General features: G+C 71.5%; 17 protein-coding genes. 12 read left to right on the top strand and 5 right to left on the bottom strand.

The window, feature by feature from the left end; genetic code table 11:
- The first annotated feature begins 102 nt into the window (after window positions 1–102).
- The 4 genes from J8N05_RS22595 (at window position 103) to J8N05_RS22580 (ending at window position 4,900) form a co-directional block, all read left to right on the top strand.
- On the top strand, window positions 103–1,014 hold the full coding sequence (locus J8N05_RS22595; RefSeq protein WP_210885308.1) for a universal stress protein: 912 nt from the start codon (window positions 103–105) through the stop codon (window positions 1,012–1,014).
- Window positions 1,015–1,159: 145 nt separating this feature from the next.
- Window positions 1,160–3,418, top strand: a complete 2,259-nt coding sequence (gene pflB, locus J8N05_RS22590) for a formate C-acetyltransferase (protein WP_210885306.1) — start codon at window positions 1,160–1,162, stop codon at window positions 3,416–3,418.
- Between the two features lie 5 nt (window positions 3,419–3,423).
- Entirely contained in the window at window positions 3,424–4,155 is a 732-nt protein-coding gene (gene pflA, locus J8N05_RS22585; RefSeq protein ID WP_210885304.1) for a pyruvate formate-lyase-activating protein, read from the top strand.
- Between the two features lie 106 nt (window positions 4,156–4,261).
- Window positions 4,262–4,900: a universal stress protein gene (locus J8N05_RS22580; protein ID WP_247706406.1), complete on the top strand. Its 639-nt coding sequence runs from the start codon at window positions 4,262–4,264 to the stop codon at window positions 4,898–4,900.
- 21 nt (window positions 4,901–4,921) lie between these two features.
- Here J8N05_RS22580 and J8N05_RS22575 read toward each other — a convergent pair whose 3' ends face one another.
- The 3 genes from J8N05_RS22575 to ppdK all read right to left on the bottom strand — a co-directional run bounded on the left by J8N05_RS22575 (window position 4,922) and on the right by ppdK (window position 11,223).
- Window positions 4,922–5,386 carry a pyridoxamine 5'-phosphate oxidase family protein gene (locus J8N05_RS22575; RefSeq protein WP_210885301.1) on the bottom strand — a complete coding sequence of 155 codons (465 nt, stop codon included), beginning with the start codon at window positions 5,384–5,386 and terminating at the stop codon, window positions 4,922–4,924.
- Between the two features lie 72 nt (window positions 5,387–5,458).
- Complete coding sequence (gene adhE / locus J8N05_RS22570) at window positions 5,459–8,200, bottom strand: bifunctional acetaldehyde-CoA/alcohol dehydrogenase (RefSeq protein ID WP_247706747.1); 2,742 nt, start codon at window positions 8,198–8,200, stop codon at window positions 5,459–5,461.
- 326 nt (window positions 8,201–8,526) lie between these two features.
- The gene (gene ppdK / locus J8N05_RS22565; RefSeq protein WP_210885298.1) at window positions 8,527–11,223 is read right to left on the bottom strand and encodes a pyruvate, phosphate dikinase; all 2,697 of its coding nucleotides are present in this window, start codon (window positions 11,221–11,223) and stop codon (window positions 8,527–8,529) included.
- Between the two features lie 268 nt (window positions 11,224–11,491).
- Between ppdK and J8N05_RS22560 the strand changes: the two genes are divergently transcribed.
- The 4 genes from J8N05_RS22560 (at window position 11,492) to J8N05_RS22545 (ending at window position 16,335) form a co-directional block, all read left to right on the top strand.
- Window positions 11,492–12,196: a response regulator gene (locus tag J8N05_RS22560; RefSeq protein WP_210885295.1), complete on the top strand. Its 705-nt coding sequence runs from the start codon at window positions 11,492–11,494 to the stop codon at window positions 12,194–12,196.
- Between the two features lie 219 nt (window positions 12,197–12,415).
- Window positions 12,416–13,444: a type I glyceraldehyde-3-phosphate dehydrogenase gene (gene gap / locus J8N05_RS22555; protein WP_210885292.1), complete on the top strand. Its 1,029-nt coding sequence runs from the start codon at window positions 12,416–12,418 to the stop codon at window positions 13,442–13,444.
- Between the two features lie 133 nt (window positions 13,445–13,577).
- Complete coding sequence (locus J8N05_RS22550; protein ID WP_210885290.1) at window positions 13,578–15,302, top strand: sensor histidine kinase; 1,725 nt, start codon at window positions 13,578–13,580, stop codon at window positions 15,300–15,302.
- 157 nt (window positions 15,303–15,459) lie between these two features.
- Window positions 15,460–16,335 (top strand): universal stress protein, encoded by an 876-nt coding sequence (locus J8N05_RS22545; RefSeq protein ID WP_210890309.1) that lies wholly within the window; start codon window positions 15,460–15,462, stop codon window positions 16,333–16,335.
- A gap of 45 nt (window positions 16,336–16,380) precedes the next feature.
- On the opposite strand, the gene J8N05_RS22540 is transcribed toward J8N05_RS22545, so the two are convergent.
- Together J8N05_RS22540 and J8N05_RS22535 are read right to left on the bottom strand one after the other, a co-directional pair.
- The gene (locus J8N05_RS22540; protein WP_210885289.1) at window positions 16,381–18,024 is read right to left on the bottom strand and encodes a peptidoglycan-binding protein; all 1,644 of its coding nucleotides are present in this window, start codon (window positions 18,022–18,024) and stop codon (window positions 16,381–16,383) included.
- A 151-nt stretch (window positions 18,025–18,175) separates the two neighbouring features.
- The gene (locus J8N05_RS22535; RefSeq protein WP_210885288.1) at window positions 18,176–18,622 is read right to left on the bottom strand and encodes a peptidoglycan-binding domain-containing protein; all 447 of its coding nucleotides are present in this window, start codon (window positions 18,620–18,622) and stop codon (window positions 18,176–18,178) included.
- A 265-nt stretch (window positions 18,623–18,887) separates the two neighbouring features.
- Here J8N05_RS22535 and J8N05_RS22530 point away from each other — a divergent pair, with 265 nt between their 5' ends.
- The 4 genes from J8N05_RS22530 (at window position 18,888) to J8N05_RS22515 (ending at window position 21,834) form a co-directional block, all read left to right on the top strand.
- Window positions 18,888–19,700 (top strand): peptidoglycan-binding protein, encoded by an 813-nt coding sequence (locus tag J8N05_RS22530; protein WP_210885286.1) that lies wholly within the window; start codon window positions 18,888–18,890, stop codon window positions 19,698–19,700.
- Window positions 19,697–20,734, top strand: coding sequence for a helix-turn-helix domain-containing protein (locus tag J8N05_RS22525; RefSeq protein ID WP_210885285.1), 1,038 nt, complete (start codon window positions 19,697–19,699; stop codon window positions 20,732–20,734). Before J8N05_RS22530 ends, J8N05_RS22525 begins: the two co-directional genes overlap by 4 nt.
- A gap of 123 nt (window positions 20,735–20,857) precedes the next feature.
- Window positions 20,858–21,337, top strand: coding sequence for a MarR family winged helix-turn-helix transcriptional regulator (locus tag J8N05_RS22520; RefSeq protein ID WP_210885283.1), 480 nt, complete (start codon window positions 20,858–20,860; stop codon window positions 21,335–21,337).
- 26 nt (window positions 21,338–21,363) lie between these two features.
- Window positions 21,364–21,834: a MarR family transcriptional regulator gene (locus tag J8N05_RS22515; protein WP_210885281.1), complete on the top strand. Its 471-nt coding sequence runs from the start codon at window positions 21,364–21,366 to the stop codon at window positions 21,832–21,834.
- The last annotated feature ends 51 nt before the right edge of the window (window positions 21,835–21,885 follow it).

Genomic DNA, 21,885 nt, shown 5'->3' with positions numbered 1-21,885 from the left:
CCGGTACTCGGCCGAGGTCCTTCGGCACCCTCCGCACGGGTCCGCTCCGGAACGAAGCTCGACGGGAAGGGCATCAGACCGCGGACCAAGGAGGTAGGCAGCATGCTTCGCCATGTCACCACGGGCGTCGACGGTTCCGTCGAGAGCCTCGCGACCGCACACTGGGCGGCCCGGGAAGCCGTGCGCCGCGGAGCCCCGTTGAGGGTGGTGCACGCCTGGCAGTGGCACCCCCGCCCGCCCGCCTCCGTCCCCATGGGCAACACCGAGCACGAATGGGCCCAGCAGACCCTGGACCAGGTGGTCGGCAGCGTGCGGGCCGCGCACCCCGAGCTCTCCGTCGACGCCCGGCTGGTGTCCGACTCCCCGGTCAGGGCCTTGCTCTCGTGGAGCGACGACACCGACGTGCTGGTGCTCGGCTCCCGCGGACTCGGCGGTGTCGCGGGGTTCATGCTCGGCTCGGTGTCCCAGCGGGTCGTCGCCAGGTCCGTACGCCCTGTCGTGCTCGTCCGTGCGGGCAAGGCCGCGGTCGACGAGGCCCCCACGGCGCCCGGCAAGGAGGGCTCTTCGCAGGAGAGGTCCAAGACCCCGTATCGCGACGTCGTCCTGGGGCTGGACGTCCGGCATCCCTGTGACGAACTGATCGAGTTCGCCTTCGAGGCCGCCCGGCTGCACGGCACCGCACTGCGGGTGATCCACGCCTTCAGCGTGCCCTCGGCCGACGGCGGCGACCCGCACGCGGTCACCGGGGCCAAGGCGGAAGTGCTCGCCGGCCAGGAACGCGCCGTCGTCGCGACGCTGCGTCCGTGGTGCGGGAAGTATCCCGAAGTCACCGTGACCGAGACCGTCTCCGAGGGCCGGGCGGCCGGCGCCCTGATCCACGCCTCGTCCGAAGCCTGCCTCGTGGTGGTGGGCCGAAGGATCCGGGAGAGCCACCTCGGGACGCACATCGGCTCCGTGGCCCACGCGGTGCTGCACCACGTCGCCTGCCCCGTCGCCGTGGTCCCGCACGGCTGAGTCCACCCGGCCCCATCGTTCCGGGGCCGGCCGGACCACCTGTCGGCGCTGTCCGGCACTGCCCGTGACGACCGCGCCGGACGAGCATGTGAAGAGGGAGACCCGCACAGGTGGAACAGGTGGAACAGGGAAGGGGCGACCGACGATGACCGCGACCGCGAAAGCCGACAGCGGACGGACCGATGCGTGGAGCGGCTTCGCCGGGACGCGATGGCGGGACCGTATCGACGTACGCGACTTCATCCAGGCCACCTACACGCCGTACGAGGGCGGCCCGGCGTTCCTCGCCGGTCCGACCGAACGCACCCTGGCCGTCTGGCACAAGGTCAGCGCACTGTTTCCCGAGGAACGGCGCAAGGGCGTCCTGGACGTCGACCCGGCCACGCCTTCCACCATCACCTCGCACCGCCCGGGGTACATCGACCGCGACCGCGAGCTGATCGTCGGCCTGCAGACCGACGCGCCCCTCCGGCGGGCGATCATGCCGGGCGGCGGACTGCGCATGGTGGAGAACGGCCTGAAGGCGTACGGCCACCAGGTGGACCCCTTCGTCTCGCGGGTCTTCGGGACCTACCGCAAGACCCACAACGACGGTGTCTTCGACGCCTACACACCCGAGATGCGGGCCGCCCGCCGGGCGGGGATCATCACCGGCCTGCCCGACGCCTACGGGCGTGGCCGCATCATCGGGGACTACCGCCGGGTGGCGCTGTACGGCACGGCCCGCCTGACCGAGGCCAAGAAGGCCGAGCGGGCCCTGCTGGACGCGCGGCCCTCCGACCCGGACGTCATCCGTGACCGGGAGGAACTGGCCGAGCAGGTAAGGGCGTTGGGCGAGCTGGCGGAGATGGCGGCCTCGTACGGCTGCGACGTCACCCGCCCGGCCGCCACCGCGCACGAAGCCGTGCAGTGGCTCTACCTCGGCTTCCTGGCCGCGGTGAAGGAACAGAACGGCGCCGCGATGTCGCTCGGCCGCACCTCCACGTTCCTCGACGTCTTCCTCCAACGGGACCTGACAGAGGGCCTGATCGACGAGGTCCGGGCCCAGGAACTGATCGACGACTTCGTCATCAAACTGCGGATCGTACGGTTCCTGCGCACCCCGGAGTACGACGCGCTGTTCTCCGGCGACCCGACCTGGGTGACGGAGTCCATCGGCGGCCTCGGCACCGACGGGCGCCCGCTCGTCACCCGCACCTCCTTCCGCTTCCTGCAGACGCTCCACAACCTCGGTCCCGCCCCGGAGCCCAACCTCACCGTGCTCTGGTCGCCCCGGCTCCCGGCCGGCTTCAAGGAGTTCTGCGCACAGGTGTCCATCGACACCAGCGCCGTCCAGTACGAGTCCGACGACCTGATGCGGCCGTGCACCGGCGACGACACGGCGATCGCCTGCTGCGTGTCGGCGATGGCGGTCGGCAGGCAGATGCAGTTCTTCGGTGCGCGCGTCAACCTCGCCAAGGCGCTGCTGTACGCGGTCAACGGCGGCCGGGACGAGCTGACCGGCGAGCAGATCGGCCCCCGGACACCCGCACTGACCGGGGAGTACCTGGACTACGAGGAACTGTCGGCGGCGTACGACCGGATGCTGGACTGGCTGGCGGCCACCTACGTCAACACGCTGAACGTCATCCACTTCATGCACGACAAGTACGCCTACGAACGCATCGAGATGGCTCTCCACGACCACCCGGTGCACCGGTTCATGGCCTGCGGCATCGCGGGCCTGTCGGTCGCCGCGGACAGTCTGTCGGCGGTCAGGTACGGCCGGGTCAAGGTGGTCCGCGACGCCACCGGACTGGCCGTGGACTATGAGACCGAGGGCGACTGGCCCGCCTACGGCAACAACGACGACCGCGCCGACGCCCTGGCCGTGGGGCTGGTCGAGTCCTTCATGGCCAAGGTGCGCAAGCACCCCGCCCACCGCGACGCCGAACACACCCAGTCGGTGCTCACCATCACCTCGAACGTCGTCTACGGCAAGCACACCGGCAACACCCCCGACGGCCGCCGCGCCGGACAGCCCTTCGCACCCGGCGCCAACCCCATGAACGGACGCGACCGGCACGGTGTGGCCGCCTCCGCGCTGTCGGTGGCCAAGCTGCCGTACGCGCAGGCACGGGACGGCATCTCGCTGACCACGACGATCACACCCGAGGGACTGGGCCACCGTCCGGAGGAGCGCGCGGCCCACCTGGTCGGCATCCTCGACGCCTACACCGCCTCCGGCGGCTTCCACATGAACGTCAACGTCCTGGACCGGCGGACACTGGAGGACGCCATGCACCACCCCGAGAAATACCCGGAGTTGACCATCCGGGTCTCCGGGTACGCCGTCAACTTCGTACGCCTGACACGTGAGCAGCAGCTCGACGTGATCAGCCGCACCTTCCACGAAGCCCGATGAACCGCATGAACACGACCGGCCGGATCCACTCCTGGGACCTGTCCACCGGCGTGGACGGCCCCGGGACCCGGTTCGTGCTCTTCGTCAGCGGCTGCCCGCTGCGCTGCCTGTACTGCGCCAACCCCGACACCTGGCACATGCGGGACGGCCGGGAGGCCACCGTCGACGAGGTGATGGCCGAGATCGACAGGTACCGGGGGTTCGTCACCGCGGCCGGGGGAGGGGTGACGCTCACCGGCGGCGAGCCGCTGCTCCAGCCCGCCTTCACCGCCGAGGTGCTGCGCCGCTGCAAGGAGACCGGGCTGCACACCGCGCTCGACACCTCGGGCTTCCTCGGCGCCCGTGCCACGGACGAGCTCCTCGCCGACACCGACCTGGTGCTCCTCGACATCAAGTCCTTCGACGTGAACACCTACCGGAAGCTGACCGGCGGCGAACTGGCCCCCACCCTGAACTTCGCCACCCGGCTCGACCGGCTCGGCGTCCGCATGTGGGTCCGGTACGTCCTGGTCCCCGGCTGGACCGACGATCCGGAGGCCGTCGACGGTCTCGCCCGCTTCGTCGCGGGCCTCGACGCAGTCGACCGCGTGGACGTCCTGCCGTTCCACAGACTCGGCGCGGCGAAGTACGAGGCCCTCGGCCTGCCCTTCCCGTTGCGGGACACACCGGGTCCCGAGCCCGAGCTGATCAGGCGCGTCCAGGAACAGTTCCGGAGAAACGGGGTGGCGGCCCGCTGAAGGGCGGGACACGACACCTCCCAGAACACCGAACGACATGCGGGACCTGACGGCATACAGGGCCTAACGGCATACGGGACCTAACGACATGCGAGGGGGCACGACTGTGAGGACCCATCAGGTGGTCGCCGGAGTGGACGGTTCACTCGTCTCCGTCCGGGCGCTGGACCGGGCGGCGGCCGAGGCGGCACGACGGGCGGCCGCGCTGCGCATCCTGTACGCCGTGCCCGACCTGGACGAGGCCGGCCCGATCCTCGCTGCGGCGAAGGCCCGGGTCGTCGCGCGGCACCCCGGCCTGCCGGTGACCACCGAGGCCGTGCGGGGCGGCGCCGTACGGGCGCTGACGCGCGAGAGCGAGGGCGCCGCGCTCACCGTCGTCGGGACCCGCGGGTTCTCAGGGCTCACCGGCATGCTGCTCGGGTCCGTGAGCCTGCGTCTGGCGGCCCGTGTGCACAGCCCGCTGCTGGTGGTACGCGGCGACCGCCGGTGCGGGGACGGCGGTGAGGTGCTGCTCGGTCCCGCCGGCGACGCGGACCCCGACGTGGCCGCCTGCGCCATCGAGGAGGCGGAGCGCCGCGGCGCCCGGCTGCGCGTCCCGCGCCGCGCACTGCTGGAGGCCACCAGGGCGGCCGACGTCGTCGTCATCGGCGCCCACCACCGTCGGGTCGGACCGCACCTGGGTCCGACGGCGCACACCCTGCTGCACCGCTCCCACTGCCCCGTGCTCGTCGTGCCGACCGGATGAACGACACCCCCGGCCGGCGACTCACCGGCTTGCCCCGCTGCGCAGGGCGGTGAGGCGGATGCCGGTGATCAGGTCGGGGTGGATGCGGACCGCGTAGTCCATCGTCCGGTCCACCCAGGGCCGCAACAGCTCCCGGTAGCGGGCGAGTTCGTGCGACTCGGTCACCAGGTGCGCGTAGCCGGTGACCACGACGCTCCAGCCGAGATGCGTGTCGGGGTCGATGGCGTCGGCCTCGTAGGCGACGACCACTCCCGGGCCGCCGGTGTGCCGGGTGCGTGAGGTCAGGGCCGCCCCCTCGTGGGTGCGGATGACGATGTCCCCGCCGTCCAGCACATGGTTGACCGGGCGGATGGTGGGCAGCGCGTCCCGGGTGAAGACGATCCTTCCCAGGGACACGGTGCCCAGCAGTCGCAGAGCCTCCTCGCCGTCGAGCTCGATGCTCTGGCGGGGCCCGGAGTCGACCGGCTCGGCATTGTCGAAGGCCATGGCGGATGTCCGTAAGGGGTCGTTGCACACCGCGTGTGCGTGATCAGGTCATTGGAACGAGGCCGGGGTGCCTCACGCCAGGGCCGTTCGGCCCTCGTCCGTGTCCGGCCGCCCCTGTACGGCCACGTCCTCGTCGATGTCGGGGGCGTCCGCTCGGCCGTAGTAGGCCGCGCGCATGATCTCCCGCATGTCGTCGAGCATCGGCATCCGCGGGTTGGCGGGCGCGCACTGGTCCTCGTAGGCGTTGAGGGCCTGTTGCGGCAGCGCGTCGAGGAACGCGCGCTCGTCGACGCCGACGGCACGGAACGACGGCTCGATGCCCACGGCGTCACGCAGCCGTTCCACGGCTCGGGCCAGCGACTCCACCCCCTCCTGCGGGGTGGCCGACGGAAGGCCGAGGGTGCGGGCGATGTCCTGGAAGCGTTCGGGGGCACGGTAGTGCTCGTACTTGGGCCAGCCCGTGAGTTTGGCGGGAACGGTGCCGTTGTAGCGGATGACGTGCGGCAGCAGGATCGCGTTGGTGCGGCCGTGCGCGACGTGGAAGGTGGCGCCGAGGGTGTGGGACATGGCGTGGACGATGCCGAGGAACGCGTTGCCGAAGGCCATCCCGGCGATGGTGCCGGCGTTGTGCATCTTCTCCCGCGCGCCGGGCCGGTCCGTGCGGTCGCCGACCGCCGCCTCGATGTTGTCGAAGACCAGCCGGATCGCATGGAGGGCCAGGCCGTCCGTGAAGTCGTTCGCGTACACGGACACGTACGACTCGATGGCGTGGGTCAGTGCGTCGAAGCCGCTGTCGGCGGCCAGCGCCGGCGGCAGCTCCTTGGTGAGCGACGGATCGACGATGGCCACGCTCGGGGTCAACGCGTAGTCCGCCAAGGGGTACTTCTTGCCGGTGGCCGGGTCGGAGATGACGGCGAAGGGGGTGACCTCGGCTCCGGTGCCGGAGGTGGTGGGCACGCACACCAGGCGGGCGCGTGCGCCGAGCACGGGGAAGCGGAAGGCGCGCTTGCGGATGTCGGAGAATTTCTGCCGCATGTCGGTGAAGTCGATGTCCTTGCCCCGGGCGTGCTGCTCGTACAGCAGCCACATCACCTTGGCGGCGTCCATGGGCGAGCCGCCGCCCAGCGCGATGATCGTGTCGGGGCGGAAGTCGTCCATCAGACGGGCGCCGTGCCGGACGGAGTCGATGCTCGGCTCCGGCTCGACGTTGTCGATGATCTGGAGCGTGACCGGATCGTGCCGGCGCTGCAGGACCCGCGTCACGCGGTCGACGAAACCGAGGCGGGTCATGGTCGCGTCGGTGACGACCGTGACGCGGTGGATGTCCGCCATGGAGGCCAGGTACCGGATGGACTGCGGCTCGAAGTAGATCTTCGGCGGGACCTTGAACCACTGCATGTTGTTGCGGCGGGTGCCGACCCTCTTGATGTTCAGCAGCTGTGCGGCGGAGACGTTGTTGGACACGGAGGTGTTGCCCCAGGAGCCGCAGCCCAGGGTCAGCGACGGCAGCAGGTGGTTGTAGATGCCGCCGATCGCCCCTTGCGAGGAGGGGGCGTTGACGATGATCCGCACGGTCTTCATCCGCCGCCCGTACGCCTCGGCGAGCGCGGAGTCCCCGGTGTGGATGACGGCGCTGTGGCCCTGGCCGTGGAAGGCGACCATGTCGGCGGCCAGATCGAAGCCCTGCTGCTGCGATCCGGCCCGCAGTACGGCCAGGACGGGGCAGAGCTTCTCACGGGTCAACGGCTCCTGGGGGCCGACCCGTTCGGCCTCGACGAGGAGGAGCGAGGTGTCGGCGGGCACGGTGAATCCGGCCCGCTCGGCGATCCACGCCGCGCTCTGCCCGACCGCCGAGGAGTTGACCTTGGGCTCAGGATCTCCCTCCGCCGCCCGGTCCTCGGGGACGGTGCCGGTGGGGAAGAGGAAGGCCTCCAGTTTCGCCTTCTCCTCGGCGGTCGCCCGGTGCGCGTGCAGCCTTCGGAACTCGGCCAGGGCCTCGTCGTAGATCTCGGCGTCCAGGATGGCGGCCTGCTCGGAGGCGCAGATCATTCCGTTGTCGAACGACTTCGACAGCACCAGGTCGTTGACGGCCCGGCGCAGCGCGGCGCTCCTGTGCACGTACGCGGGAACGTTGCCCGCGCCCACGCCCAGCGCCGGCTTGCCCGCCGAATAGGCCGCCTTCACCATGGCGTTGCCGCCGGTCGCGAGGATCAGGGAGACACCCGGGTGACGCATGAGCGTGCCGGTCGCCCGGACCGACGGGGTCTCTATCCACTGGACGCAGTGCTCCGGAGCCCCGGCGGCGATGGCGGCGTCCCGTACGACCTGGGCCGTCCGGGCGCTGCAGCGCTGCGCCGAGGGATGGAAGGCGAACACGATCGGATTGCGGGTCTTCAGCGCCATCAGCGCCTTGAAGATCGTGGTCGAGGTCGGGTTGGTGACGGGGGTGATCGCGCAGACCACACCCACCGGTTCCGCGATCTCGACCATGTCCTCGATGTCGTCGCGGGCGATGACGCCGACGGTCTTCATGGGGCCCATGCTGTGCGTCACGTGCTCGCACGCGAACATGTTCTTGGCGGCCTTGTCCTCGAAGATCCCGCGGCCCGTCTCCTCGACGGCGAGCCGGGCCAGCGCGGTGTGCTGGTCCAGGGCCGCGACGGACGCCTTCTTGACGATGTGGTCGACCTGTTCCTGGGTCAGGGCCTCGTAGTCGGCGAGGGCCTTGAGACCCGCTGTCACGAGCCGGTCCACGGCGACGGCGATGTCGGACGGTGCCTCGGCGGCTCCCTCGGCCATGGCCCCTTCGGCCATGCTTCCCTCGGCCGTGGTCGCCGTGGTCGCCGTGGTCGCCGTGGTCGCGGCGGTTGCCGTGGTTCCGGCGCCGTGTCGGGTCATGGCGTGCACCTCCGGTGTCGTGTGCCGCCGCGGGGGCCGGCGGGTCCGGGTGGAGCGGCACCGCGGGGGCCGGTGCCGCTCACGTCTCCACTCTCGTCCGGGGCGTACCCCGTCGCTTGTGCCGATGGTCCCCGGCGGGGCCCGGTCGGCCCCGGGGGAGCGGGCCGACCGGACCGGCCCGCGGGGGACCGGGACGGCCGATGCCGGGGCCGGGCGGTACGGGGCCGGGCGGTACGGGCCCGTCACCGGCTGTCGCTCACCTCGGTCTCCGCCAGTGCGGCCCGCCCGGCCTCCAGACGGGCCACCGGGACCCGGAACGGCGAGCAGGAGACGTAGTCCAGCCCCGCCGCGTGGAAGAAGCGGACGGACTCGGGATCGCCACCGTGCTCACCGCAGACGCCGATCGTCAGGTCGGGCCTGGCCGCCCGGCCCTCGGCGACGGCGATCCGGACCAGCCGCCCCACGCCCTCGCGGTCGATCGTCTCGAACGGGGAAGCGGCGAAGACGCCCTTGTCGAGATAGGCGGAGAAGAACGCCGCCTCGACGTCGTCGCGGGAGAACCCCCAGGTGGTCTGGGTGAGGTCGTTCGTGCCGAAGGAGAAGAACTCCGCCTGCTCGGCGATCCGGCCCGCAGTGAGAGCGGCCCGGGGCAGCTCGATCATGGTGCCGACCGGGCAGTTCACCGGGACGCCGGACTCGGCCGAGACCTCGGCCAGTACGCGTTCCACCTCTTCGCGCTCGATGCGCAACTCCTCGACGGCGCCCACCAGCGGCACCATGATCTCCGCTTTCGGCGAGCCTCCGGCCCGCACGCGCTCGACGACCGCCTCGGCGACGGCCCGTACCTGCATGGCGACCAGGCCCGGCACCACCAGACCCAGGCGAACCCCGCGCAGGCCGAGCATCGGGTTCTCCTCGTGCATGCGGTTCACGGCGTCGAGCAGTTCGGTGTCGTGCGGATCGGGCAGGTCGCCGTGTGCCTCGGCGGTGGCGATGCGTACGGCGAGTTCGGTGCGGTCGGGCAGGAACTCGTGCAGCGGCGGGTCGAGGAGGCGGATGGTGACGGGCAGGCCGTCCATCGCTTCGAGGATGCCGGCGAAGTCCCGCCGCTGCAGGGGGAGCAGCGCGGCCAGGGCGCGTTCGCGTGCGGCGCCGCCGCCGGCCAGGATCATCTGCTCGACCAGCTTGCGGCGCTCGCCGAGGAACATGTGCTCGGTGCGGCACAGGCCGACACCCTGGGCGCCGAACCGGCGGGCCCGGGCGGCGTCCTGTGGAGTGTCGGCATTGGCCCGTACCTCCAACCGCCTTGTCCCGTCCGCCTGTTGCAGGGCCCGTGCGACCGCGTCGACGACCTGGGCCGACCGCTCACCGCGTTCGCCCGTCTCCAGGTACCGCATGACCGCGGAGTCGACCAGGGGGACCGCGCCCGGGTACACGGCTCCCGTGGAGCCGTCCACCGAGACGACCGTCCCCTCCTCGACGACGGTGCCGGCCCGTGTGGTGAAGCGCCGTGCCTCCGCGTCCACGGTCAGTTCCTCGGCACCGCAGACGCACACCTTGCCCATGCCGCGGGCGACGACCGCCGCGTGACTCGTCCTGCCGCCGCGGCCGGTGAGCACGGCCCGGGCGGCGACCATGCCGGGCAGATCGTCGGGGGTCGTCTCCTGGCGGACCAGGACCACGTGCTCCCCGGCGGCGGCACGCCGTACGGCCTCGGCGGAGTCGAAGACCGCGGCGCCCACCGCCGCACCCGGCGAGGCGGGCAGGCCGCGGGCCAGCGGATCCCCGGCCGCGGTGGTGTCGAAGCGTGGGAACATCAGCCGGGCGAGCCCGTCCCCGCCGACACGCGACAGTGCCTCGGCCGGGGTGACGAGCCCTTCGTCGACCAGCTCGGCGGCGATGCGGAAGGCGGCCTCGGCGGTCCTCTTGCCCACCCGGGTCTGCAGCATCCACAGCGTGCCGCGCTCGATGGTGAACTCGATGTCGCACAGGTCCCGGTAGTGGTGCTCCAGCGTTCGCAGATGCTCGCGCAGCTGCTGGTACGAGGCCGCGTCGAGCCGCTCCAGCTCGGCCAGGGGCACGGTGTCGCGGATGCCGGCGACGACGTCCTCGCCCTGGGCGTCGGCCAGGTAGTCGCCGTACGGGCCGCCGCGTCCGGTCGCCGGATCACGGGTGAAGGCGACACCGCTGCCGGAGTCGGGACCGAGATTGCCGAACACCATGCGCTGTACGCAGACCGCGGTGCCCAGGTCGTCGGGGATGCGCTCGCGCCGCCGGTACAGACGGGCGCGTTCGGTGTTCCACGAACGGAAGACCGCGAGCACCGCCCGGCGCAGCTGCTCGGCGGGCGACTGCGGGAAGTGGTCACCCGTCACGACATGGATCAAGTGCTTGTACGTCTCCACGAGTTCGGCGAGGTCGCCCGCGTCCAGCCGCAGATCGTCCGGGGCACCGCGCTTCTCCTTGAGCAGCGACATGGCCCGCTCGAACAGCCCGGCGTCGACACCCATGACCGTACTGCCGAACATCTGCACCAGCCTGCGGTACGAGTCCCAGGCGAACCGCTCGCTCCCGGAGACCTTGGCCAGGCCCTGTACGGAGGCGTCGGTCAACCCGATGTCGAGGACCGTCTCCATCATGCCCGGCATCGAGAACCGGGCCCCGGAGCGGACGGACAGCAGCAGCGGATCGTCCGGCTGCCCGAGGCGCCGCCCGGTGGCGGCCTCCAGGGCCGACAGGTGCCGGGAGATCTCCCGTGACATGCCGTCGGGTTCCGCGCCGGTGGCCAGGAAGGCCCGGCAGGCCTCGGTGGTGACGACGAACCCCGGCGGCACCGGAAGGCCGAGACCGGTCATCTCGGCCAGATTCGCTCCCTTGCCACCGAGCAGGTCGGCCATGTCACGGCCGCCCTCGGTGAAGTCGTACACGTGACGGACCATGACATGTGCTCCTCGGCTCGGTACCGCGGCCCTGTGGGTGCGCCTTTCCCAGCGTCGGACCGCCGCCGGCGGCGGAGGAGGTGCTGTACGTCCCTTCAGGTGGGCCGGTCGGCCCGTGTGACCGTCGTGGAGAATCGGTTCGCCTGGGGAATCGGGGCCGACCGGCCCTGGTCGTCCGCCGCGGAAACCGGAAGGATCCAGCAGCAGAAGAAGCCGGTACGCGCGCGGGTGCGGACATCGGCGTCCGGCGCACGAGAGGGAGCATCCGATGGCCGACAGCGAACGGGCGGGCCCCGACAGCCCCATCCGGGTCTTCCTGCTGGACGACCACGAGGTGGTGCGGCGCGGGGTGCACGACCTGCTGAACGACGAGCCGGACATCACCGTGGTCGGTGAGGCCGGGACCGTCGAACAGGCCCTGGTGCGCGTTCCCGCACTGCGGCCCCAGGTGGCGGTCCTCGACGTCCGGCTGCCCGACGGGGACGGGGTGACCGTGTGCCGGGAACTGCGCTCCCGTATGCCGGATCTGGCCTGTCTGATGCTGACCTCCTTCGACGACGAGGAGGCACTGCTCGACTCGATCATGGCCGGGGCCTCCGGGTACGTCCTGAAGCAGATCAAGGGAGCGGACCTGGTGTCGGCCGTCCGCACGGTGGCCGCGGGCCAGTCCCTGCTCGATCCGAGCGCCACCGCCAGGCTGATGGCCCGGCTGCGCGCGGGCGACCAGCCGAAGGAAGAGCCGGACGCGCTGCCCGGCCTGACCGAGCGGGAGCGGGAGATCCTGGCCCTGATCGGCGAGGGGCTGACCAACCGTCAGATCGGCCAACGGCTCTTCCTCGCGGAGAAGACAGTGAAGAACCACATCTCACGGCTGCTCGCCAAGCTGGGCGTGGAACGGCGTATCCAGGCCGCCGTCATCGCCACCCAGGCGCAGGCCCAGACCCAGGGCAGGCCCAAGAACGAAGGACGCTGAGTCCTGAGTCCTGAAGCCTGAAGTCTGAAGCCCGAGAGCCCGTGAGCCCGAGTCCGTGCCCGGACATCCCCGAGTCCGTGCACGGGTGCCGAGCGGCGCGGCCGGCCGCAGGGCCGAACGTCCCCCGGCTCACCCCCGTACGGCCCAAGCCCCGCCCGGTCGGCCGCCCGCACGCTGGCACCGCGGACAGACACGGGACGGACCGGAAGGACGAAGGACATGGGCGTGCGGGTGGGCATCAACGGCTTCGGCCGCATCGGACGCAACTATCTGCGCTGCGTGCTTGAGCGCGCGGAGACCGGCGCGGGCACAGCGGTGGAGGTCGTCGCGGTCAACGACATCACCTCGCCGGCGGTTCTGGCGCACCTGCTGGAGTTCGACTCGACGTACGGACGGCTGCACCGCGCCATCGAGCACGACGAGACCTCGCTCACCGTGGACGGGCACCGCATCGCCGTGACCGCCGAGCGGGACCCCGCCGCGCTGGCCTGGGGCGAACTCCGCGTGGACGTCGTCATCGAGTCGACCGGCCGCTTCCGCACCCGGGAGGACGCGGGCCTCCATCTGAAGGCGGGGGCACGCAAGGTGCTGCTGTCCGTACCGGGCAAGGGAGTCGACGGCACGATCGTGATGGGCGTCAACGAGAACACGTACGACGCCGGGCGGGACCACGTCGTCTCCAACGCCTCGTGCACCACCAACTGCGTGGCTCCCATGGTGAAGGTGCTGAACGACCACTTCGGCGTCGTCAAGGGGCTGATGACCACCATCCACGGCTATACCAACGACCAGGTCGTCCTGGACGGCCCGCACAAGGACCTGCGCCGGGGCCGCAGCGCCGCCGTGAACATCATCCCCACCAGCACCGGGGCCGCCCGCGCCGTGGGCCTCGTCATGCCCGAACTGGAGGGCACGCTCGACGGTATCGCCGTACGCGTCCCCGTCGAGGACGGTTCGCTGACCGACCTGAGCGTGGTCCTGGAGCGGCCCGCGTCGGCGGACGAGATCAACGCGGCGTTCCGGGAGGCCGCGGACGGCCCGCTGCGGGGCGTCCTGCGGGTCTCCGACGCCCCGATCGTCTCCCGCGACGTCGTCGGCGACCCCGCCTCGTGCGTCCTGGACGCCCCGCTGACCCAGGCCCACGGCGAACTGGTCAAGGTCTTCGGCTGGTACGACAACGAATGGGGCTACAGCAACCGGCTGCTCGACCTCACCGAGTACGTCTCGGCCCGGCTGCCGAAGGACTGACGGGCCCGGCAACAGGGCCGGATACCTACGCTCTCCCGCCCCGGACCGCGCACGACCGCACCGGACCGATACCGTGTCACCCGACCGGAACGGCCGGCCGTCCGTGCGCCGAGGGGACCTGGAGGATCGACCGGTGGGAAGCGCCGAGGAGTCCCGTCAGGCCCGCGTACGGCTGCCGCAGCTGAAGCTGGACGAGCTGCTGGAAGAACTGCAGGCCAGACTGGACGCCGCCCGCGGTACGCGCGACCGGGTGCACAGTCTGCTGGAGGCGGTGCTCTCCGTCGGCCGGGAGCTGGATCTGGAGCAGGCGCTGCGCAGCATCGTGGAGGCCGCGGCCGTGCTCGTGGACGCGCGCTACGCGGCCCTCGGGGTGATCGGGGCCGACGGCAAGCGGCTGTCGGCCTTCCACACCATCGGGATCAGCGACGAACAGATCGCCGAGATCGGCCACTTCCCGGAGGGGCACGGCATCCTGGGCGAACTCATCCGGCATCCCGAGCCCCTGCGGCTGATGAAACTGTCCGGGCACCCCGCCTCGTACGGCTTTCCGCCGCATCACCCGCCGATGGACACCTTCGTCGGTGTCCCGATCCGGGTGCGGGAGCAGGTCTTCGGCAATCTCTACCTGACCGAGAAGCGGGGCGGCGCACAGTTCGACGAGGAGGACGAGTCGGTCCTGTCGACGCTGGCGGTGGCCGCCGGCGTGGCGATCGACAACGCCCGCCTCTACGAGGAGTCGAGGCTGCGCGAACGCTGGCTGCAGGCGAGTGCGGAGATCACCCACTGTCTGATGTCCGGCAACGACCGCGCCGAGGTCCTCGGCCTGATCGCGGAGCGGGCCAGGGACATCACCTCGGCGGCGCTGGCGGTGGTCGCCCTGCCCATGGAGAACACCGACTCGCTGACCGCCGAACTGGCCTTCGGCGAGGCGGCGGAGGCGCATCGAGGCCTTGTGCTGCCGGTCGACGAGGGCCTGATCGGCCGCGCGTTCTCCGCGGCCGCCTCGGTCGCCAGTCCCGACATCTCCGCGGAGGAACACGGCGCGTCCGGGCCCGCGCGGTTCACCGGACTGGGTCCGGCCGTGGCCGTCCCCATCGGAACGGGCGAGCGGGTGCGCGGGATCGTCCTGCTGGTGCGCGAGTCCGGCGGGCCGGCGTTCACCGAGAAGGAGACCCACGCGCTGCAGGGGTTCGCCGCGCAGGCCGCGGTCGCGATGGAGCTGGCGGAACGCCGTGAGGACGCCGAGGAGATCGCGGTGCTCAAGGACCGTGACCGGATCGCCCGCGACCTCCACGACCTGGCGATCCAGCGGCTGTTCGCCACCGGCATGACCCTGCAGAGCGCCAGCCGCTTCATCGAGCACGACGAGGCCTCGGAACGTGTGTCGCGGGCGGTGGACGACCTGGACGAGACCATCAAGATCATCAGGTCGACGATCTTCGGCCTGCGGGCGCGTGAGGGCGCCGCTGCCCCGGGCCTGCGGGCCCGCGTGGTGCGTGTGGTCGGCGAGGCGGCTCCGGTGCTCGGCTTCACGCCCAGCCTCCAGATGGAGGGACTGGTGGACACCCAGGTCGCCAAGGAGACGGCCGACCACGTGGTGGCCGTGCTCTCCGAGGCGCTGACCAACATCGCCCGTCATGCAAGGGCCACGTGTGCCGCGGTGGTTCTGGAGACCGATGGCCGTGAGGTGCGCCTGACGGTGTCCGACGACGGCGTGGGCATTCCGTCCGGGGGTCGCCGGAGCGGTCTGAGCAACATGGCGGAACGGGCCGAGCAGTTGGGCGGAGAACTGCGGCTGGGCAGCCCCGACGGTGGCGGCACCACTCTGGTGTGGTGGGCACCGGTGGGTGAGCGGTAGCACCGCGCGGCGGTTTCCGGCGGGCCCGTCCGGCAGGGCCGTACGGCCCAGGGGAAGCGCACCGACCGGCTCAAGTGCGCAGCCCGGCACAGGCGTTGAATGAAGATGCCCTGACCGCGGTGGAACGTCCCGAATCAGATGGAAGGTGGTGGCGATGATGGAGCTGCCCCTGGTAGTGGGCGTGGACGGATCGGAGTCCAGCCTTCAGGCGATGGACTGGGCGGTGGACGAGGCGGCCCGCCTCGGCCTGCCCGTCCGCCTGGTGCACGCCTGCCTGTGGGAACGCTACGAAGGCGACGATCAGACCGATGGGGCCGGACGCCCGTCGGACCGGGCGCTCGCCGAGAAGATCGTCGGATCCGCCGCCGAGCGCGCCCGGCAGCGGGATTCCTCCGTGCGGGTCTTCGCGGAGATCGTGCCGGAGGACGCGGCGACCGCCCTGCTGCAGTCGGCCCGCGACGCCTCGGCCCTCGTCACGGGCTCGCGCGGTCGCGGCGAGCTGAGGGGACTGCTGCTGGGCTCGGTCGGTCTGGCGGTGGCGGCGCGTGCCCACTGTCCGGTGATCGTGGTCCGCGGTGACAAGACCGCCCTGGAGGCGACGCACGAACGCGTCCTGCTCGGCGCGGGCGACCCGGCGCTGAGCGGTGAGGCGGCCCGGTTCGCGTTCCGTGAGGCGCGGGCACGCGGCTGCACGCTGGATGTCGTACGCGCCTGGCGCTGCCCCTCCTACGAGGGCGCCGACCACCCGAGCATGGCCGGCGCACCGGAGCGCTACCACGAGGAACGGGCCTCGGCGGTGCTCGACGCGGTCGTCCACGATGGTCTCGCCGATCACCCGGATGTGCGGGTGCGGAAGACCACCGTCGAGGGACCGGCCCGCAAGGTGCTCCTGCAGCGTTCGTCGGCGGCGGACCTGGTCGTCGTCGGCGCCCGGCGCAGGCACGGCCACTTCGGCCTGCAACTCGGCCGGGTGGGACACGCACTGCTGCACCACGCGGACTGTCCGGTGGCGATCGTGCCCCAGCAGACGTGACGAGGGAGGCCCGGACCTCGCGGTGCCTTCGTGCGGCCGGGCCGCTCAGCGGACCCGGATGAAGACCACGTCGTATCCGCTGTTCGTCGCACGGGACCTGACGTAGACGCCGTCGTTGTCGCCGTTGGGGTTGCCTGTGTTGCCCTCGACGGTGGTGAAGGACGATCCGGACACCGTACGTACGATGCCGATGTGCTCGTTGCCGCCGGTGAAGTCGCTTCCGCCGTCCCAGTCGAAGGCCACGATGTCGCCCGGCTGCGGGCTGGTCGTCACCGACAGGTGGTAGTTGCCCGCCCGGGCCTGCTTGACCCAGCCGGAGACATAGGAGTTGCGGTAGGAGCTGGCCCCGGTCTGCTTGGCCACCCAGCTCACGAAGGTCGCGCACCAGGCGTAGTTGCTGGTGGAGAGCGAAAGCCCCACGGACGAGCCGTAGCTGTTCGCGCGGGCGCTGCCCTCGACCGTGCCCGCCTCGGCCTCGGCCACTTCGAGGATCTTGCCGTAACCGCCGCCGGGCGGGGGCGACGACGGCGGGGTGACCGCGCCGTACAGCGCCGCCTTGGTGTTCGGTCCCACATGGCCGTCGACCGACAGCCCCTTCTCGGCCTGGAAGTCCCTGACGGCGCTGTCGGTGAGCGAACCGAAGTCACCGTCCACGGCGAGATCGGCGCCGTGGTGGTTGAGCAGGCTCTGCAACTCGGTGACGCAGCCGCTGCGTTGCCCCTGCACGATCTCGTTCGGGCAGGAGGCGGAGTTCAGGTTGACCGGCGCGGGCGCGCCGTTGCCGCCGCCACCGCCGATGTTCGCGTACAGGGCGGCCTTGGTGTTCGGGCCGACCGCGCCGTCGGCGGTGAGGCCGCTCGCGGACTGGAACGCCTTCACGGCCGTCAGGGTCTGGGGGCCGAAGCTGCCGTCGACGTCGAGGCTCTGCCCCTTGCCGTTCAGCAGGGACTGCAGCGTGGCGACACACCCGCCGCTCTGCCCCTCCACGATGTTCTCCGGGCAGGACGACGACCGCAGGTCCAGGCTCGTCGACGGTGACTCGTCGGTGTCGTACAGTGCCCGCTTGGTGTTCGTACCGACCTGCCCGTCGGCGGTGAGACCGCGGGAAGCCTGGAAGGCGCGGACTGCGCTCGCCGTCCCGGCCCCGAAGTCGCCGTCCACGTCGACCGCGTAGCCCTGGTGGCGCAGCAGCCGCTGGAGCTCGCTGACGCATCCGCCCGTGGCGCCCTGGACGATGTTCGCGGGGCAGGACGCGGAGTTGAGGTTGACGGGGGCGGGCGCCGAGCCTCCGGTCGCGTACAGCTTGCTCTTGGTGGCGGGGCCCACCCGGCCGTCCACGGCGATGGCGGTGGCGGCCTGGTACTCACGGACCGCGTAGAGCGTGCCCGCCCCGAACTGCCCGTCCACCACGAGACCGGCGCCGTGCGCGTTGAGCAGGTTCTGCAACTCCGTGACGCACCCGCTCGTCTGGCCCTGCACGATCTCGGCGGGACAGGACGCGGAGGTCAGCTTGATCGGGGCCGGTGCCGCCGCGGCGGGCTGCGCGCCGATCACGAGGCCGGCCGAGACCATGGCCGCGGTGGCGGCGAAGGTCCCGACGCGCGTCCGCCACCCCGCCCCGGCGCGGTGCCTGTCCCGGCGTAGGGGACTTCCGTCTTCGGCGCGAACGAGGAATGCGAGTCTTCCCATGACGGGGAGGTTCTCCTTCGGTTGCTGGAGGGGCTTCTGACGTACCGTCGGGCTACGGGCTACGGGCCCGGCACCGTGGTGGGGCGAGAACAGGCGACCCCGGCTCGTCCTTGCCGTTGCAGGACGGGCCGGGGTCGCGTCACTCGGACTCTCAGGCGGCGAAGCGCTTGAACGCCGCCCGGGTGCCCGCACCGGCGATGCCGTCGATGTCACCCGTGTAGCCGTAGTCGTCCTTCAGCAGACGCTGCAGCGCCTTGATGGTGTTGGGGCCGGGGTCGCCGTCGATCTCGCCCGTGTAGCCCCAGTACTTCGCGAGGCAGCGCTGGAAGGCCTTCCAGCTGTTGGTGCCCAGCTGGCCGTCGATGGCGCCCGTGTAGCCCCAGTAGTCCGCGAGGAAGTTCTGGACGTTCTTGGCCTCGGCCGAGGTCAGACCGAAGTTCTCCGTCGCGGCCACGGCGGCCGGCTGTGAGACGGCCGCCGTCTGCGCGGTGGTCCCGGTCGCCGCGAAGCTGGTTCCCGCGGTCGCCACACTGCCGGCGGCGAGGCCGACGACGGTGACGAGTCCGGCGATGGTCGTGCCCAGAGCGTTCGGTCGCATGCTTCCCTCTTTCGGTCGTGGAATCCGCACCTGCCCCGACTGACGGGACCAGGTGGCGAGATCAAAGGTGCAGGGCGCCGGGGCGTCGTGGCCACGGCTGCGGCGCAGTTGGCGGTTGGTCGGGACGACCACCCTGCTGACCTGCGACGACAGGGTCCAGCGGGACGGTTGTGTGGGACGGCTGTGACAGATGTGACGGGCTCATGCAGAATGCGGAGCAGCGAAGGGGATCGCTGGTCACGCTCATGAACGTATTTGGGGAAACATGTCGCGCTACAAGCCGCTGTCGGATGAACTCGATCCCTGCGCGCGGCAGTTGGTGGAACAGTTACGCCGGTTGAAGGACCAGGGCGAGCTGACGATGCGACACCTCGCGGCGAAGACCGGCTACAGCGCCAGGTCGTGGGAGCGGTACCTGGGAGGCACCTCGCTGCCGCCCCGGGAGGCGCTGGAGGCGCTGGCCCGGATCACCGGCGCCGACCCCGTCCCACTGATCGCGCTGCACGAGATCGCCGCCGACACCTGGGACAACCGGCGCGCCCAGCCCGACGTGGAGCCGGAGCCCGCGCCGCACGAACAGGAACAGGAACCGGAAGCGGAACAGGAACCGGTCACACTGATCGGGCCCACGACACCCCCTGCCGCCGCACCGGCGCCCGGCCGCTTCCCGCACATCGCCCTCACGGCAGGCGTCATAGCCCTAGCCGTGGCACTCTCGGCGGCGCTGCTGCTCATGCTGCGCCTCGACGACGGCGTCACCCAGGCCGCCGTCGCCGCCCCACCCTCCACCGCCGCGGCCTCGCCGTCGCCCTCCTACACATGCCGCATCGCGCGCGTCGACGGCCGCTGGTCGGCAGGCATCAACGAAGGCCGGAACGACGAGATCGTGTACGGGGCCACGGGCGCCGACGTGGCCGAAGCGCAGTGTCTGCTGCGCCGGGCGGGCATCTCACCCGGCGGGATCGACGGCATGTTCGGCCCGCTGACGCTGCGGGCCGTCAAGACGTTCCAGCAGCGCTCGGGCCTGGTCGTCGACGGGATGCTGGGGCCGCGCTCCTGGAAGGCGCTGCGCGGATGACACGGGCCGCACCCTCGCCACCGGGCGCCCGACTGGCCGTCGTACTCCAGCAGTTGAAGCAGCGCACCGGCCTGAGCCTGGCACAGCTCGCGAACGTGACCACCTTCAGCAAGTCGTCCTGGGAGCGCTACCTCAACGGCAAGAGCCTGCCGCCCCGCAGTGCGGTCATGGAGCTGTGCAATCTGGTCGGCGACTCGGCCGACCACCCGCTGGCGCTCCTGGAGATCGCCCGGACGTACCGGACGCAAGGGGCGCCGCGGAAGGAGGGCGGTGCGCCGACGCGGGGGACACCGGCTCAACAGCGCACCGGCGCGCGGACGGACCCGCCGCCCCTGTCCGAGACTGTCGACTCCGCGTCCGACAACGGCGGAAACGAGACGGCACCGGACACCACCGCCTCACCGGGCCCAACCTCACCCGCCACGGCCCCGACCGAGACAGCCCCGGACGACGCGGACAGCACCCACACGCACACCCACCCCCGAACCCGCCCGACCAGTCACCGCCCCGTAACCGCCCTCACCGCCCTGGTGTCGGCCTGCGCGCTGGCCATAGGAACGCTCGTGCTCGTCAACCTTCCCCCCTCGCACGGCATGGAGGCGCCCCCGTCCCCCGCGACGACCCCCGCCACCGGGGCGTTCTGCCGGCACAAGGCCTGTCAGGGCAAGGACCCGATCGCGATGAAGTGCGCCGCAGAGCCGACGACACTCGCCGAGCACGAGACCGCCACGGGGGCCTGGATCCAGATCCGCTACAGCCAGGAATGCGGGGCGAGTTGGGCCCGCATGTGGGGCGCGGCCATGGACGACCGCGTCGAACTGCGGACGGGCGGCCGGAACGGCTCCCACCACGACGCACGGGTCACCAGCCGCGACGAGGCGGACACGTACGTCTACACACTGATGAGCGTGGCGAGCCCCGGGACGCCGCTGCGGGCCTGCTTCAGCCCCGCGACGGGCGGCGCGAAGGAATGCGTCAGAACGCCCCAGGGCAAGTCGCTCGCGCCCTCCGCAACGGCTGCCTCAACCGGCTGAGTCGGCCGGCCCTGCCCGCCCTGTCCGCGCGCCAAGCCGCTCGCGTCGCCAAGCGATGCGCGATGGGCCGAGCGTCGTCGAAAATAGTAGCCATGGACATTATGTCTATGTACGCTATTCGACATGAGCAAGGGTTCGCCGGGCCCCACACCCGGCTTCTTGGTGTGGCGGCTTGCCAACAAGTGGCGTGTCGCGGTCGATCGTGCGGTGGCTCCGCTGGGGCTCACCCACGCGCAGTACTCGCTGGTCGCGTCGCTGTACGGCATGCAGCGCGGCGGCGAGCGACCCAGTCAGCGCCGGCTCGCCGACCACACCGGCCTGGAGGCGTTGTACGTCTCGAAGCTGGCGCGCGCACTGGAGTCGGCCGGCCTGATCGAGCGCACCCGCGATCCCCGCGACCCGCGCGCCGTACAGCTGGCGCTCACCGAGCAGGGGGAGGCCGTCACGCGGCAGGCCGTCGCGGTGGTCCAGAGACTGCTCCAGCAGCTGCTGGACCCGCTCGGCGGCCTCGACGCCCCACGGACGCGGGCGTTCACCGACGAGTTGACGGCCCTGCTCGACGTACCGCTCGCACCCTCCGTACCGAACGACGAGAGCAGTTGACGAGAGGCATCAGGGGGCACAACGACATGACCACCACCCGATCCACCGCCGCGGACACCACCACCGCACCCGCCGCCAACGCCCGCGACCTCGCCCTGGCCCACTACGCCGCGCGCCGAGTCCTGGAGCACGTCCTGGCCCGGCACGACGCCACGTTCCAGCAGCAGGTCGCCCTGCGCGCCGCCGTCACCTCCGACACCCCGCAGACCCCGGACGATCTCCTCGCCCAGGTCCAGGGGTCCCTCAAGGTGGACCCGGCCGACATCCGCGCCACGCTCGACGAGCTGCTGGCCAAGCAACTGCTGGTCGCCGACGGCGCGTACCTTCGACCCACCGGCGCGGGGCGCGAGCTGCTCGCCGCCGTCGGGGCGGAGACCGCCCCCCTCTCCGACCGTATCTGGGGCGGGATTCCCGCTGAGGACCTGGCCGCCGCCGGGCGCGTCCTCGCCCTCGTCACCGAGCGAGCCAACGCGGAGCTGTCGGCGCTGACGGCCTGACCGTACGAGCGCCTGACACAACCTCCGGGACCCGTTCGGGCCGCCTGCCTT

This window comes from Streptomyces liliiviolaceus, from assembly GCF_018070025.1.
GTDB classification, from domain to species: Bacteria; Actinomycetota; Actinomycetes; order Streptomycetales; family Streptomycetaceae; genus Streptomyces; species Streptomyces liliiviolaceus.
Note: the sequence above shows the minus strand (reverse complement) of the source record. Positions and strands in the feature narration are given on the sequence as shown.

What these genes read in the sequence shown, in the direction of transcription:
- J8N05_RS22530 (WP_210885286.1), top strand. Translation starts at nt 18,888, where the DNA reads ATGTCGCGCTACAAGCCGCTGTCGGATGAACTCGATCCCTGCGCGCGG.
- J8N05_RS22520 (WP_210885283.1), top strand. Translation starts at nt 20,858, where the DNA reads ATGAGCAAGGGTTCGCCGGGCCCCACACCCGGCTTCTTGGTGTGGCGG.
- pflA (WP_210885304.1), top strand. Translation starts at nt 3,424, where the DNA reads ATGAACACGACCGGCCGGATCCACTCCTGGGACCTGTCCACCGGCGTG.
- J8N05_RS22540 (WP_210885289.1), bottom strand. Translation starts at nt 18,024, where the DNA reads ATGGGAAGACTCGCATTCCTCGTTCGCGCCGAAGACGGAAGTCCCCTA.
- J8N05_RS22535 (WP_210885288.1), bottom strand. Translation starts at nt 18,622, where the DNA reads ATGCGACCGAACGCTCTGGGCACGACCATCGCCGGACTCGTCACCGTC.
- ppdK (WP_210885298.1), bottom strand. Translation starts at nt 11,223, where the DNA reads ATGGTCCGTCACGTGTACGACTTCACCGAGGGCGGCCGTGACATGGCC.
- J8N05_RS22595 (WP_210885308.1), top strand. Translation starts at nt 103, where the DNA reads ATGCTTCGCCATGTCACCACGGGCGTCGACGGTTCCGTCGAGAGCCTC.
- adhE (WP_247706747.1), bottom strand. Translation starts at nt 8,200, where the DNA reads ATGGCCGAAGGGGCCATGGCCGAGGGAGCCGCCGAGGCACCGTCCGAC.
- pflB (WP_210885306.1), top strand. Translation starts at nt 1,160, where the DNA reads ATGACCGCGACCGCGAAAGCCGACAGCGGACGGACCGATGCGTGGAGC.
- J8N05_RS22525 (WP_210885285.1), top strand. Translation starts at nt 19,697, where the DNA reads ATGACACGGGCCGCACCCTCGCCACCGGGCGCCCGACTGGCCGTCGTA.
- J8N05_RS22515 (WP_210885281.1), top strand. Translation starts at nt 21,364, where the DNA reads ATGACCACCACCCGATCCACCGCCGCGGACACCACCACCGCACCCGCC.
- J8N05_RS22560 (WP_210885295.1), top strand. Translation starts at nt 11,492, where the DNA reads ATGGCCGACAGCGAACGGGCGGGCCCCGACAGCCCCATCCGGGTCTTC.
- gap (WP_210885292.1), top strand. Translation starts at nt 12,416, where the DNA reads ATGGGCGTGCGGGTGGGCATCAACGGCTTCGGCCGCATCGGACGCAAC.
- J8N05_RS22575 (WP_210885301.1), bottom strand. Translation starts at nt 5,386, where the DNA reads ATGGCCTTCGACAATGCCGAGCCGGTCGACTCCGGGCCCCGCCAGAGC.
- J8N05_RS22545 (WP_210890309.1), top strand. Translation starts at nt 15,460, where the DNA reads ATGGAGCTGCCCCTGGTAGTGGGCGTGGACGGATCGGAGTCCAGCCTT.